This window comes from Leuconostoc gelidum subsp. gelidum KCTC 3527, assembly GCF_000166715.1.
GTDB classification, from domain to species: Bacteria; Bacillota; Bacilli; order Lactobacillales; family Lactobacillaceae; genus Leuconostoc; species Leuconostoc gelidum.
On the sequence record NZ_AEMI01000001.1, the window covers coordinates 1 to 13,842 of the forward strand.

Sequence of the window (13,842 nt, forward strand, 5' to 3'; positions counted from 1 at the left end):
GTTAGATAAACCTAACTTATTGGGCGTTTTTTTGACGTTATAATAACTTGAAGTGCTTAGACTACTTTGCTATGTTTTTAATTCAAGTCTAGAGATCAGTCAAAAATCATAAATTTAGAAATGAAATAATTAACCACAATTGCAATCACTTGGATTACAAAAACTGCAATGACAGCATTGAATGATTTACTATCATAAACCCACCCGTGTAGCCATGACCAAGATAATCCAAAGGGAAACGTTTGAAAATTAATTATATTCAGTCGTAACAAACGAATAAATAGGTCACTATAGCGTTCAATCATAATATATGTTAATAAAAAATCAATTCCGGCAACAAATAACCTACCAGCGCTAAATCTCATCAACTGCACGACAACATGCCGACTTTGATTATCCGCAAATACGAAAAACTTATTTACCACGAAAGCAAATAAAACCGTCACAACTTGTGCAAGCAGTGCAGGCAGCATGGCCTGATGTAATAGCGCCATTGCTACAAATCTCACCAAAAAATAAACTAGTGTGGTAATGACACCCCAAAACAGGTATTTTATTTTCTCGGATTTTAAATAACGTTCTGCCATATGCCCTTTAAATGCTTTTCTAATTAAAAAATCGGGATGAACATTAATGTCCATCCCGATTTTTACGCCAATGAAAACAATTTCTTTTATTACAACACAAATATAGTATGTTAGTCAAGTAATCAATGGAAAACCATGCCACCATCAACAATAATTGTTTGACCTGTCACATAATTTGAATCATCACTAGATAAGAAACTAACAACACTAGCAATTTCTTCAGGTTCACTCAAACGACCTAGAGCGATGCCATCTGAGAATTGCGCCATACCCCATTCATCATCTTTTCCCGCATTTTGACCGACTTCGTGTGCTATATCCCACATCATAGGGGTTTTCACAATACCTGGTGCAAACGCATTAACCGTAATTCCAAATTGTGCCAACTCCTTGGCTGTTGTTTGTGTAATACCGCGAATAGCAAATTTTGTCGACCCGTATACAGTTAAGTTTTCATTCCCTTCAACGCCAGCTTGTGATGTCGCATTAATAATTTTACCGCCATGGCCCAATTCCTTAAACGCTTCTGTTGCGGCCTGTGTTCCCCACACAACGCCATTAACATTAATACCCCATGTCCAATTCATGTCATCTTCTGTAACAGCCATTATTGGTGTCGTTGGTGCAACACCGGCGTTGTTAACAATGACATTCAGATCACCAAAGGCTTCTTTTGTGGCTTTGACTGCTGCAAAAACCTCATCACGTTTAGCAACATCAGCACGAATCGCAATGGCTTCTCCACCATTGGCGTTAATGTCATTTGCTACTCTTTGAACTTTTTCCAAATGTCGGCCAATTAGGGACACCTGGAATCCATCTTTCACTAAACGATGTGCAATTGCCTCGCCAATGCCCTGACCTGCGCCTGTTACTAATGCTACTTTACTCATGATTAAATTCCTTTCTTAGTCATCTGACTTTATAGTTCATAATATACGCCTAGTTTGTGAATAAGTAAACTAATTAATTTAATCAATTTGATAAAAAATGGTTATCGCGCCCTGGTATTGTTATAATAACAATATTATGATTCCTGGGAGAATTGCATGTACTATATCGATGGTCAATTTTATCAACTTGGTTTAAAACAAAAAATTAGTTTTTTCGTTATTTCACTTATTGTCAATTCATTTGGCAATGGTTTAAGTGTCGCATCTAGTATGGGTTCCGCTCCTTGGACAGCCAGCGCTGCAAATTTATCCAATGCCAGCGGTTTACCAATTGGCATTTTTTTAGCATTAGTCGCCATTTCAGTAGCCTTTTTAAACATGTTTCTCGCCATGAATTTCAACTGGACCCGCCTCATTGGCAATATTATTTTTGGTTTGTCATTTAGCTTCTTAGTGAGCTTTTTTGCTAATTATTTCGTCAGCATTGGTATCCACTCACTTGCTTGGTGGTTACGTATACCGATTGATTTCTTTGGTATATGGACTATTGGTGTCGCAATTTCTATTTACCAACGGGTCAATTGGATTTTGCATCCCCTAGATGATCTCACAAATATTTTACGTTTCGACTATTTTCATGGTAATGCCTCAACAGCACAAATGAGCAACTTTGCTGCTGCAATTGGCCTGTCCATATTTGCCTTTATTTTTAGCCATCAATTTGTCGCACTGGGAATTGGTACGGTCTTATCTTTTTTCTTTCAAGGTCGAAATATTGCCTGGTCAGATAAATATATCTTCAAGCATCTTGTCCATGGCGATGTGAGAGGTAATTAAAAAGTGCTGATAATCTTATGTTAAGAATTATCAGCACTTTTTAACTGTATTGAGTATTGAATTTTGTTTGTCCAAATGACAGCCAGAGATTAAATCCTAGGCTAATAACAGTTTGAATCCCATACAATATATCCTCATTTATGCCTGAATACATAGCGCCAACTATCAGTATAACATTAACAATAATCACTATAAGCTGCCACCAACCTGAATAACCCATATCATGTAAACGTCGAGCATATAACGCTAAATTAGGGATAATAATAATGATTGATAATACGACAGAAATAACAGCAACTAAAATTATTGTCCCAAACAATGGTGTTGCATCAGTCATAGACGTCCCGTGCTTACCAAAAAAAGCACCTAGGCCAGCAACAAAAACTATCAATATGGCGATAATCCAGTAGATAATATTCCAAAACCAAGTCATCCAATTAAATGCACTTCTTGAGCTTGTACCAATAAATCGCTTATATTGTTTAAAAAAATCTATTAATGCGCCCCAAGCTGTCATATAAATATCCCCTATATTATTTTTTCAAGTTTACCATTATCCTCTTTTAATGGCAATAAAAAACAGCCGAGGCTGTTTAACTATTATTTATTAAAAATTTTTTTAGTTGCTTGTTTGACCGCAGCATTATTCAAAAAAGCATATGTTACAATAACTTGTATTGGATACATCATAATCGACTTAATCAAGCGTGGCATGAGCAACGTGACAAACGAATCCCATGTATGCACCTGAGAATACATGATGAATAGCCATAATGTATTCATACCAGCATTAACAACAAACGTTACTAAGCCAACTGCCCCTAAAATTCTAAGCCAACTGACATGTACTTGATTGTAATAAAACAAGGCATATATTAGCCCAGCAGTAATCGCTGATAATGTGAATCCTAGAAAAAATGTACCGCTTGGATTAATAATTGTTGCACCAACAACATCTAGGATAGTTGCAATCATCATGGTCCATACTGGACCATACCATTTAGCAATCAGCGACATTGCCACAAACACAAAACTAATTTTGAGAACGTTTGTACCAACAGTTAGCTTACCTAAGACTATATCAAGTCCTACTAGTAAAGCGAGTACCACAAATTGACTCACGTCTAATTTGGGTAGTGACCAAGTGCCTTTAACAGGCGTTGTGTTTTGAACTGCCATAGTTCTGAACCTCCGAGTGGAGCGCTCACCGCAAAACATATATTGGTGAATGTGATATCTGCATCGCACAAAAAATGACAACGTGGTTCTACCACATGATATTTTTTATTTCGTTGAAGGCTCACATTCCGTTTCCCTCACACTTAACGCGCAGATATCTACCCCTTTTTTTATTTGTCATATTGACTCACCCATTGTAGCATCTTTCTATCCGAACAATACAAAAATAATAAACATGTTAAAATAATGACATATAGGAATATCAATAATGACGTTTCAAGGCGGATAAACATGACACACAATTTAGTAGAAAAACCTTTCATCACAATTACCAATGTCATTTGGAGTTTTGATGCTCAAACACATGATATCAAACTTTTATTAATTAAACGTTCTGACAATCCCTTTAAAGATTTTTGGGCCTTGCCTGAAACTTGGCTACGCATCAATGAAAGTGCTCATGACGCGACTTTGCGACTAGTTAAAGAAAAACTCGGTCTAGACTTACCAGATGTTCATGCCGAACAGTTAGCAACTTTTACAGATCCATCACGTTCACCAGAAGAACGTGCGCTATCTTTAAGTTATATGACTTTTTTGCCTCAGCAACCTTTGCTTAACCCTGGTCCTGGTGCAACCGACGCACAATGGTTCACACTCCAAAAACAAAAATCAGGTCTTTTTCGTTTCAAAAACCTTGATTTTGTTTTTACGACGTTAGCCGATGACGATTACATCAATCATCAGAATCAAGTAGCCGATAAACATTTAGCTTTTGATCACAATTGGATTTTAACTGTTGCCACAAAAAGAATTATGAATAAATTGAATTATCAACCAACTATTCTCTTAATTCTCGGACCATCTTTCACTTTAAAAATGGCCCGTCATGTATTTGGCATTTTTGGAAAAACTGAACCTGACAACTCAAATTTCCTACGAAACCATCAAGACTTGTTACAACCTCTTGGTGCGATCAGTCAAAATAAACCTGGACGTCCTGCAAAACAATATCGGTTGCTTATTAATTAAATTTCATGTATAATTCTCTTTAACCAATAAAAGTAAAAAAAACTTTTATTAACATTAGGAGAATTTATGATGGATAACTCTAAACGGTTCTTATTAATTATTGGTACAGCTTGGATGATTGATGCCCTTGATGTGGCACTATTATCATTTATTATGCCCTTATTAAAAACAGAGTGGGCACTCAATGCAACCCAATTAGGTGTTGTTGCGGCTATTACTTCTGCTGGTATGATGGTCGGTGCCCTCTTGTGTGGTAGACTTTCCGATATGTTTGGCCGTAAAAAGGTCTTAATAGGTACACTCATCTTATTTTCACTCAGTAATTTGGCACTTGTTTTTGCCCCAAATGTCACTTGGTTTATAATCATTCGTTTTGTCACAGGTATTGGTCTTGGAGGCGAATTACCTGTTGCGGCAACCATTATTGCTGACCGCTATACCGGTAAAAAACGTTCACAAATGTTAGTGTTGAGTGACAGTTTTTGGGCTTATGGTTGGATTCTAGCATCATTAATCGCGTTTTTTGTCATCCCTCATTTTGGTTGGCGTGTCGCTGTCATGCTAACGGTAATTTTTGCTAGCTATGCACTCGTTTTAAGAAAACATTTACCACCAGATCCCTTAGTCAAAACCAAGCACACAACACAGCCATTTCAAGAACTACTATTCCCTAAAAACAAACGGCCATTCATCATGATCAGTATTGTTTGGTTGATTGTCATGCTAACCTATTATGGGATATTCCTTTGGCTTCCCAGCGTGTTGGTTCTACGTGGTTTTCCAATTGTCAACTCAATAGGCTATACATTGATCATGAGTATTGCGCAATTACCTGGTTACTATTTAGCAGCTCATCTTTTATCCAAGATTAGTCCAAAAAAATTACTAATCACTTATCTTCTTGGCACAATTGCCTCAAGTTTGGTTTTCATCCTGTCAACCAGTTTACCAATGGTCTTAATCTCTGGAGCCTTTCTGTCTTTCTTTGATCTTGGTGCTTGGGGAATTTTGATTGCTCTGACCCCCAGTTTATTTCAAACAAGTATTCGTGGTACAGCTATGGGCACAGCTCAATCCATTGGTAGATTTGGTGCTACCATCGGACCTTTTCTTGTTGGCTGGTTGTTGGACATGAAAACAGGTATTGCATTTATCTTTAGCCTATTTGTTGTACTATTGCTTATTGCTGTCATCATCATTAATTTTGGTATCAACGAACAGGCCTCATAATAAAATTTTAGCGATTTTTTCTACAGTCCCAATAAAATCCTGAATCTCAGGACGATTATTATGTTGGTGATTAATTAAATAAAAATTACGATTAAAACTATCTGGTAGTTTTTTAAAGGACATATTTTTTGGCAATGTTTGACTACTAACAATGGATTTACCAATATTTTCTGACAGCATTTTGACAATAATATCATTATTTGTAATAGTTAAAAAATGTTCTGGTACAATATTTTGTTGTTTGAAATATTGCTGCATATAATGATAAACGCCTGACCCTTTTTCTCTCACTAGCCACATATCGGAGTCAAGATTCCCCGCTAATACCAACTGATCTTTAGCCAATGTATGACGTACAATAAAATCATTCGTGATAGGTTTTTCAATGAAGCCTAAATCAAATTGCTTATTCAATACCCCAGCCAAAATTTCTTCAGAATTATGCATTTCGACTTTTAAATTCATACTATTAAGCGTTGATTTTGATAATTGTGCTATGATTTTTGGCAATAAGACGGTCGCTGTCGTTTGTGAAGCGCCAATACTAATGCTTGTACGCGTATTTTCTGTTGTCAAATCTAAACTCGCTGTTGCCTCTTGCCAGTCATCGAGTAATTGCGTCGCATGTTGATAAAATCGACGCGCATTTAATGTTGGTGATAAAAACATACGCCCATTACGGTCAAATAATTTGACATTTAATTGTTCTTCTAACTGCTTAATATGCACGCTAACTGTTGGTTGCGAGATAAAAAGTTGATCTGCTGCTTTTGAAAAAGATCTTGTTTCATAAACAGCAATAAATGTTTTTATTAGTTTAAGCATCGCCCTATCCATTACGTTTATTAATTGAATATATTATAAACATTTATTTTACAAATAGCAAATAAACGCGTAGCATAAGAATTAACGAAAAACATATTGGGTAGTTTAGGAGAATAGTTGTGAGAATAAAAGCTAACATGTTAAACGGTATTATTGCTACCGTCATTTTATCAATCATCGCTAAAATTTTAGCGATATGGTTACCGTTTTTAGGGGCTGAAGCCATTGCCATGTTACTCGGCATATTACTTGGAAACACCGTTCTAACTGGTGCAACATGGGCACCAGGAATAAAATGGGCTGAAAAGTTTCCCATCGAAATTGGCATTGCCTTGATGGGCCTAACAGTGACATTACGAACAATAGAAAAGTTAGGTATTAATGGTCTATTATTCATCTTAATTCAAATGACCCTAACAATTGTTATTGTCCTCTGGTTAGGTGGCCGTATATTTAAGGTATCAAAACAGTCTGCCATGTTAATGGGTGCTGGTAACGCTGTTTGTGGGTCAAGTGCTATTGCATCAGTGTCACCTGCAATTGGCGCAACTGACGATCAACGCCGAACTACCGTGGCAACTGTTAGTCTAACTGGTGTGGTACTACTTCTTGTTATACCTGTCATTGGTCCTTACTTAGTTGGTAACAATAATTTATTGCTCGGTGCATTAGTTGGTGGTGTCGTACAGTCAGTTGGTCAAGTTGTTGGTACTGCTGCTTTGATTAATCCGACTGTTGTCACTTATGCAACCTTATTTAAAATGTTACGCATCATTTTACTCACTGTCGTTGTATTAATATTTGCAAAGATGGCTCAAAAAGACGATACTAATAATCAGATTACGACCCCTAGTAAGGGCGTTAAAATCCCTTGGTTCATTATTGCCTTTGTTATTTTACTCTGCGTTAACAGCGTCATTTCATTACCTCATCTCATTAACAATAGTGCAAAAACAATTTCTAGTTTTACTGGTGTCGTTAACTTGGCGGGAATTGGTCTAAATCTTAAAGTTGCTACAATTAAAAAATCTGGTGGTAAGTTCTTAACGTACGGACTAGTGACCGGTGCTGTACAGGTCATTCTAGCAGTTATTCTAATTCATCTTCTATTTAATTAATTATTTTTAAACCAAAAAAAGGGTGGCCAATAAGGTGAGATAATATCTCACCTTATTGGCCACCCTTTTCTCTCATCACAATGACTACTATGTTTTAGTTTAATTCGTCACCACTGTTAGCGTCAAACTGATGCACACTACCGTCTTTAAAAGTAACTGAATAACCTTTAACTTGTGTCCCATCTGTATTAAAGTAATACCTATGACCATCAACAATCTGCTGACCTGTTAGAGGTAGACCACTGCTGTCCAAGTATTGCCATTCACCGTTTGGCATTTTCATAAATCGATTTTTGATTTGGCTATTTGACTGAGCTATCATGACACCAAAAGGATACAAAACAGCAGACAAATTCTTTTCCGAATCCATTTGATTAACCGCATTAGTTAATGCGATTGATCGTTGTTGATCAATTGCATTACTGGCAAAACAGCCAGAACCTAGGCGTTGCAAACTTGATGGGAGTGTCACATCTTTAATTTGATTGTCTAAAAAGGTGCCATCCCCAATTGACTGTAAAGTATTTGGTAAATTAATGTTTGCTAGCTTATTACTAGAAAAAACAAAATCATTTAACGCTGTTGTACCATTATTTGGCCAGTTAATCTTTGAAATATTGTTTGAAGCAAAAGCATACCAGCCAATACCTGATATATCAGAATTTAAACAATCAGGAAGTGTTAATGTATTTGAAATTTGATTATCATAGAACGCAAAATTTCCGATTTGCTTGAGCCCTGCTGCTTTTGAAAAATCAACTGCTACGATACCTAATGATTTAAATGCATTGTCAGCGATTTTCGTGATATTATCTGGTATAACAATAGTTTTACCAAGCGTTGTAACCCCTGATTTGACACCTGTAATCGTTGATGAATTCTGGGAATCATAGATAAAACTGTCCGCTGAATTGATGTTACCTGGTGTACCAGTAGCATAATTCTGGTGCTTTAAGGCATATTGATTGGCGATGAGATTGGCTTGACCAGTATTTTGACCAAACGCTTCATAGCCATACCAACGAATGGGATGATTGCCACTATTGTTCAATTCGTTATTTGGTAACACAGCAATATGTGATGCTTGATTACCATAGAATGCCCCCGATCCAACATTTAAATCATTCGTATGCTTGATCGTTGTTAAATCAATTGTATTTAAACGATCACCGGCAAAAGACCAATCGCCTATTGCCGTGATGGTTGATGGTAAGTTGACTGCTGTTAGATTAGGATTTTTAGAAAAAGCACCATCATTAATATGCGTCACACCGTCAGCAAATGTCACCAAATTAATGTCATTATCGTAAAATATATACCACCCTAAATTATTATCGTTAAGATTAGGATAGTTAACGGTGCTTAAATGGTTTTTAGCAAAGGCAAAATCACCAATAGATGTTAATTTAGTTGCCGCACTAAAATCAACTCGACCAATACCTTGATTATAAAAAGCTGTATTGGCAATGCTTGTCACATTGTTTGGAACGACAACTGTCGCGCCTATATGTTGTGTTCGATCATCTGAAAAGCCATATAGCACACCATCTTTAACGTTTAAAGGTGGTTGTGCTATTGTATCAGCATGCGCTATTACATGATTAAAATTAATCATGAATGTTGCTAAAAACACGGCGCCTATTGTTTTTAAAAAAGCCCCGTTTGTTCGTACTTTCCCAAAAAAGTACCTGATACTTATTGTCCTACTATTAAACTTCATATTCAATTTCCCCCAGTTATTCTGGCTTGCTGTCCGCACGCCCCTCATAATTGTAACCTTATTCAAATTTTAGATACTGACCAGAAAACCATTGCCTGATCTGTCATGTGAATAAGGTATCAATAATTCCTTTTAGTTTAACATATTTTTGTTATGTAGCCCAATTCCTATTAGAAATGCAACATCAAAAAGCCCACTTGAAATGAACTTTCTAAAATACATATCAATTGTTTAAATTATTGGTGATGTTTACAGATATAAAAATTTTAATTTACACTAAAAATTCAACAATCAATTGTTAACCTTTGCCTGATTATGTTAAATAAGTTCATTTTTTAAACAAAATAAGTGGCCTCAAAAACCGGGTTTTAATTTGAAAACCATCTATTTAATCCACTTTACTAAATAGCGGTTTCATCAATATCGGCGCAACAATAGTTGAAATAATGATAGCAACAATAAACTCCGCTGATGCCGCATCACCAATAAGATGAGAGGAAATTCCGATTTGTGTTATCACTAACGCCATTTCACCTCTTGAAATCATGCCGGCGCCAATTGCCTGAGCAACAGTTTTATTTAAACCTGATAACTTTGCACCAATGAGTGATCCGAAAAACTTAGTAATGATGGCTAAAATGCTAAATATCATGATTGGCAATAACTTATTATTCAGATCTTGAAGTGCTATGCCTAAACCAATGGATCCAAAAAAGATAGGATAAAACAACCAACTGCCCATCCAGTTAAGTCCTTGTGCTAATTGCTCAGAAAATGATATTTTTCTTAACAAAATGCCCATTGCAAAAGCAATCAAAGGTAACAGACTGCCAACACCTAGTGCCCCACCACCAATAAATACAGAAAACAGTGTCACTGCAATTAATGCGATAATATCATCAAGCACGGCCGCAGATAAAATGATAGCACCCATAGGCGTTGCTAATTTCTTTTGTTCTGCTAATACAGCCAAAGTAATTGATATAGATGTGGCTGAAAAGACAACACCAGCAAATAATGAAACTTTTAGTGTATAACCCAGTAACATGAAAGCTATTGGAAATGATACGGCAGGCACAATAACGCCCATAATTGCAATTAACGTAGATGCTTTTATATATTTTCTCATCTCTTTAATATCAGATTCCATACCGGAATTTAACATGAGTATAAAAATACCAATCTCTGATAATAAATGAATCAGACTCGTCGGATGCACAATGTTTAGTACACTAGATCCGAGTATTATACCTGATAGAAGTTGTCCCACAACCTCTGAAAACCCAAGTTTTGTTGCTATTTTTCCAAAAATAATGGTAACAACAATCAATAATGCAATAGTTATATATGACATAGTTTATCTCCTCAATAGAAAAAGCTTCAAAAACACATTGGTTCCCCGACCAATTAATTTCTTGAAGCTCTCGCCCAACCGTAATTTATTTAACTGTAACAATCATACCATTATTTATTATGCCATATCAAACAGAAGGTATTTTTATTTTTGAATACTTTTCTCAATTAAAAGACTAATCTGCTGACGAATAGCCGGTGTGATTTGCTTTATTGCAAAGGTTACTGGCCAAAAATCCCCTTCATCCAATGTTGCAGCATCATTGAAACCTAAAGTTGAATATCTTGCTTTGAATTTGGTCGCAGGTTGGAAAAATAGAACAACTTTACCACTTTGATTGGCATAGGCTGGCATTGAATACCAAGTTTTTGGTTTTAATTCTGGTGCTATTTTTTTAACAAGATTATGAACCGCAATGGCAATTTGTGCTTCATTATCTGTCATCTCTGAAATTTTATCTAACACGTCGGCTTCTGTGTTCTTGGTTTTTCTTAGTTCCTCTGCCCGCTCTCTCATTGCCTCACGTTCAAAATCAGAAAAGGTATTTTTATCCATCATGGTTTCTCTCCTTTAGACTTTTATTTCTTAGTTTACCATTACTAGATGTGACCACATCGACTTTAAGAAAAATTTATTTCTTGATATGATACAAAACATCTATATGTCTTTAATCGTTTTTGTTATACTAACTTTTGGAACTATAAATAACTTGATCAAAAAGCTAGACTTAAAAAATAAGCAGGCGCTTCAAATATATAGTGCCATAGAAAGTATATAAATCATATGCCAAACTTAATAAAAAAAATTCTGGTCGACAAAACATTTTTAGTAACTTTCATTTTATCTATTATTTCCATACTGGCCGGTAATGTCAGAATAACAGATATTGATTTCAAAACAATCTATTCGTTAGCTTCCTTACTAATCATAGTATCAATTTATCAAGACTTAGGCATTCTAAAATATATCGCCAATTATATTGTTTCAAAATGCCATTCTTCTCGTAGTGTATTTTTAGTACTATTATTATGTTCGTTTGTCGGATCAATGTTATTTACAAATGACGTCGCTATTTTAACTCTCGTTCCTATATTTTTTAATATTAAAAAATATATCAATTTACCCAGTATAGCTACTATCAGCTTATTAGCAGTATACGCAAATCTTGGTAGTTCCATCACACCTTTTGGTAATCCTCAAAACATTTATATTGTTTCATTTTATAAACTCAGCATTTCTCAATTTTTAGGCATGTCACTTATTCTCGGTTCAATAGCTCTCGTGACACTATTTATAAGTTGTTTATTTATAGATAATGAAAAAGTGAATACAAATCTTGATAACAACCAAGTAATAGATCGCAAAAAAGCTACCCTATTGATTGCTTCAAGTCTAGTTGTTTTACTAGGTGTATTGTCAGTTATTCCTATATACTTTTCATTAATAATAAGTATATTAAGCGGAATATTCTTGAGTAAAAAAGTATTTTTACACGTTGACTATGCAATTATACTGACGTTCGTTAATTTTTTTATAATTGTTGGCGCAGTTAGCAAAATTGGTCTTGTTCATCACTTAGTCACTATTACTACTCAAAATTCGATATCTACTTTTATTTCAGCATGTATAACGAGTCAATTCATAAGTAACGTTCCTACTGCCGTATTACTGTCCAAGTTTACGGATAACGTCTATCCCTTATTTTTAGGCGTATCTGTCGGTGGACTTGGGACATTAATAGCTTCTCTCGCAAATCTATTAGCCCTAAGACAATATTCTGCATATTCTCAAAATCACACTAATTTTAAGTTTTTTAAAATATTTACATTTCTGAATATTTTATTTTTATCTGTTTTTGTATTGATTGGATTGTTGCTATTATTTTTATAATTAAAAAGAAAGTGATAATTTTTTGAAGCATTAAAATATCAAACTAAAACAACTGCAGATGATTAAGTCCGTAGTTTTTAGCTTATATACAAATACTTTAATGTAAATTTAGATAACTAGATTGGTAAAAATAGTGCAAGATTTTCCTTAAATTTTGGTTTTACAAGTTTGGTAAAAAACCAGACTTAGAAAAAGATTTGCGCGTACATATAATAATTTTAATGTAGTAGAATAAAGTTACACCATTGGTGAATAATAAAAAGGCTCTATTTTTATCGTGAAAAAAATATATTATTCTGTTGTGCTCATCCTTTCTTTACTTTCTATCCTATTGGCACTATTAGACATTTCTAACGTTATCAGCGCCGGTTCACCGCCTTACAGTTACCTAGATAAAGGAATTCTTGTTTTTTTCTGGATAGACTATATCACAAGATTTACATTCGCAAACAATAAAAAGCAGTTCTTCAAATCTAATATATTTGACCTATTGGCCATTATACCATTTGATTCAATTTTCTATTTCTTTAGGGCTTTTCGAGTGCTGCGTGTCATTAAATTATTGCGATTAATTAGAATAGTTGGTTTTACTGGAAAAATACAAAAAAGTATCAAACGATTTTTTGGCACTAATGGATTTATATACTTAGTAATTATGACTATAATATTAATTGTGATTGGCGCCGAAATATACTCTGTAGCAGAGAGTGTCGATTATATGAACTCGTTATGGTGGGCAATAGCTACTATGACAACTGTTGGATATGGCGACATCTCCCCACATACTGAAGTCGGTCGATTTGTAGCTGTTATCTTGATGGTATTAGGTATTGGTCTAATTGGTAGTGTCACTAGCACTATAACTGCATTCTTTGTTGATGAAAAGTCTGATAAAGAGAATGATCAGTTGAAGCAAGAATTGCAAGATATAAAATTAGAATTACAGTTGTTGCATGACGAAATAAAGAAAGGAAATTCGTCACGTTCTTAATTGGTATCATAATGTTCTTTTAGTTTACTTTAGTGGGTTTGTGGAAACTAATCCCTTGGTTAATATTGGCTGTTACCGTTACTCATATTATTGGACTATTGATCATATAGTTTGGCTGCTTATTATAACTCGTACAGATAACAAAGAAACAAGCGCGCCATGTCAGAGCAGACGGTCGGTGTGCTA

General features: G+C 35.1%; 14 protein-coding genes and 1 riboswitch. Of the genes, 6 read left to right on the forward strand and 8 right to left on the reverse strand.

Features of this window, described 5'->3' with window-relative positions; all coding sequences use genetic code 11:
* Positions 1 to 95: 95 nt before the first annotated feature.
* Positions 96 to 641, reverse strand: coding sequence for a GtrA family protein (locus tag EUI_RS0100005; RefSeq protein ID WP_010015198.1), 546 nt, complete (start codon positions 639 to 641; stop codon positions 96 to 98).
* Between the two features lie 68 nt (positions 642 to 709).
* Complete coding sequence (locus EUI_RS0100010) at positions 710 to 1,480, reverse strand: (S)-acetoin forming diacetyl reductase (RefSeq protein ID WP_010015201.1); 771 nt, start codon at positions 1,478 to 1,480, stop codon at positions 710 to 712.
* 156 nt (positions 1,481 to 1,636) lie between these two features.
* Between EUI_RS0100010 and EUI_RS0100015 the strand changes: the two genes are divergently transcribed.
* Positions 1,637 to 2,317, forward strand: coding sequence for a membrane protein (locus EUI_RS0100015; protein ID WP_029508475.1), 681 nt, complete (start codon positions 1,637 to 1,639; stop codon positions 2,315 to 2,317).
* Between the two features lie 40 nt (positions 2,318 to 2,357).
* On the opposite strand, the gene EUI_RS0100020 is transcribed toward EUI_RS0100015, so the two are convergent.
* Together EUI_RS0100020 and EUI_RS0100025 are read right to left on the reverse strand one after the other, a co-directional pair.
* Positions 2,358 to 2,834 carry a DUF805 domain-containing protein gene (locus EUI_RS0100020; RefSeq protein WP_010015204.1) on the reverse strand — a complete coding sequence of 159 codons (477 nt, stop codon included), beginning with the start codon at positions 2,832 to 2,834 and terminating at the stop codon, positions 2,358 to 2,360.
* Between the two features lie 83 nt (positions 2,835 to 2,917).
* Complete coding sequence (locus EUI_RS0100025; protein WP_010015206.1) at positions 2,918 to 3,496, reverse strand: folate family ECF transporter S component; 579 nt, start codon at positions 3,494 to 3,496, stop codon at positions 2,918 to 2,920.
* Positions 3,497 to 3,537: 41 nt separating this feature from the next.
* A riboswitch (THF riboswitch) is annotated at positions 3,538 to 3,664 on the reverse strand.
* A gap of 123 nt (positions 3,665 to 3,787) precedes the next feature.
* Here EUI_RS0100025 and EUI_RS0100030 point away from each other — a divergent pair.
* Both EUI_RS0100030 and EUI_RS0100035 read left to right on the forward strand, forming a co-directional pair.
* A complete protein-coding gene (locus EUI_RS0100030; protein WP_010015207.1) occupies positions 3,788 to 4,528 on the forward strand; it encodes an NUDIX domain-containing protein in 741 nt (246 codons plus the stop codon).
* Between the two features lie 69 nt (positions 4,529 to 4,597).
* Positions 4,598 to 5,758: an MFS transporter gene (locus tag EUI_RS0100035; protein WP_010015208.1), complete on the forward strand. Its 1,161-nt coding sequence runs from the start codon at positions 4,598 to 4,600 to the stop codon at positions 5,756 to 5,758.
* Here the strand turns inward: EUI_RS0100035 and EUI_RS0100040 are convergent.
* Positions 5,753 to 6,583 (reverse strand): LysR family transcriptional regulator, encoded by an 831-nt coding sequence (locus EUI_RS0100040; protein ID WP_010015209.1) that lies wholly within the window; start codon positions 6,581 to 6,583, stop codon positions 5,753 to 5,755. The genes EUI_RS0100035 and EUI_RS0100040 overlap by 6 nt on opposite strands.
* A gap of 119 nt (positions 6,584 to 6,702) precedes the next feature.
* On the opposite strand from EUI_RS0100040, the gene EUI_RS0100045 reads away from it, so the two are divergent.
* On the forward strand, positions 6,703 to 7,701 hold the full coding sequence (locus tag EUI_RS0100045) for a YeiH family protein (RefSeq protein ID WP_010015212.1): 999 nt from the start codon (positions 6,703 to 6,705) through the stop codon (positions 7,699 to 7,701).
* A 94-nt stretch (positions 7,702 to 7,795) separates the two neighbouring features.
* Here the strand turns inward: EUI_RS0100045 and EUI_RS0100050 are convergent, their stop codons facing one another.
* The 3 genes from EUI_RS0100050 to EUI_RS0100060 form a co-directional block, all read right to left on the reverse strand.
* Entirely contained in the window at positions 7,796 to 9,421 is a 1,626-nt protein-coding gene (locus EUI_RS0100050; RefSeq protein ID WP_010015213.1) for a leucine-rich repeat protein, read from the reverse strand.
* A 388-nt stretch (positions 9,422 to 9,809) separates the two neighbouring features.
* A complete protein-coding gene (locus tag EUI_RS0100055; protein WP_010015214.1) occupies positions 9,810 to 10,775 on the reverse strand; it encodes a cation:proton antiporter in 966 nt (321 codons plus the stop codon).
* Positions 10,776 to 10,919: 144 nt separating this feature from the next.
* Positions 10,920 to 11,333 carry an iron chaperone gene (locus EUI_RS0100060; protein WP_029508476.1) on the reverse strand — a complete coding sequence of 138 codons (414 nt, stop codon included), beginning with the start codon at positions 11,331 to 11,333 and terminating at the stop codon, positions 10,920 to 10,922.
* 225 nt (positions 11,334 to 11,558) lie between these two features.
* On the opposite strand from EUI_RS0100060, the gene EUI_RS0100065 reads away from it, so the two are divergent.
* Together EUI_RS0100065 and EUI_RS0100070 are read left to right on the forward strand one after the other, a co-directional pair.
* A complete protein-coding gene (locus EUI_RS0100065; RefSeq protein WP_010015216.1) occupies positions 11,559 to 12,665 on the forward strand; it encodes an SLC13 family permease in 1,107 nt (368 codons plus the stop codon).
* A gap of 277 nt (positions 12,666 to 12,942) precedes the next feature.
* Entirely contained in the window at positions 12,943 to 13,656 is a 714-nt protein-coding gene (locus tag EUI_RS0100070; protein ID WP_010015217.1) for a potassium channel family protein, read from the forward strand.
* The last annotated feature ends 186 nt before the right edge of the window (positions 13,657 to 13,842 follow it).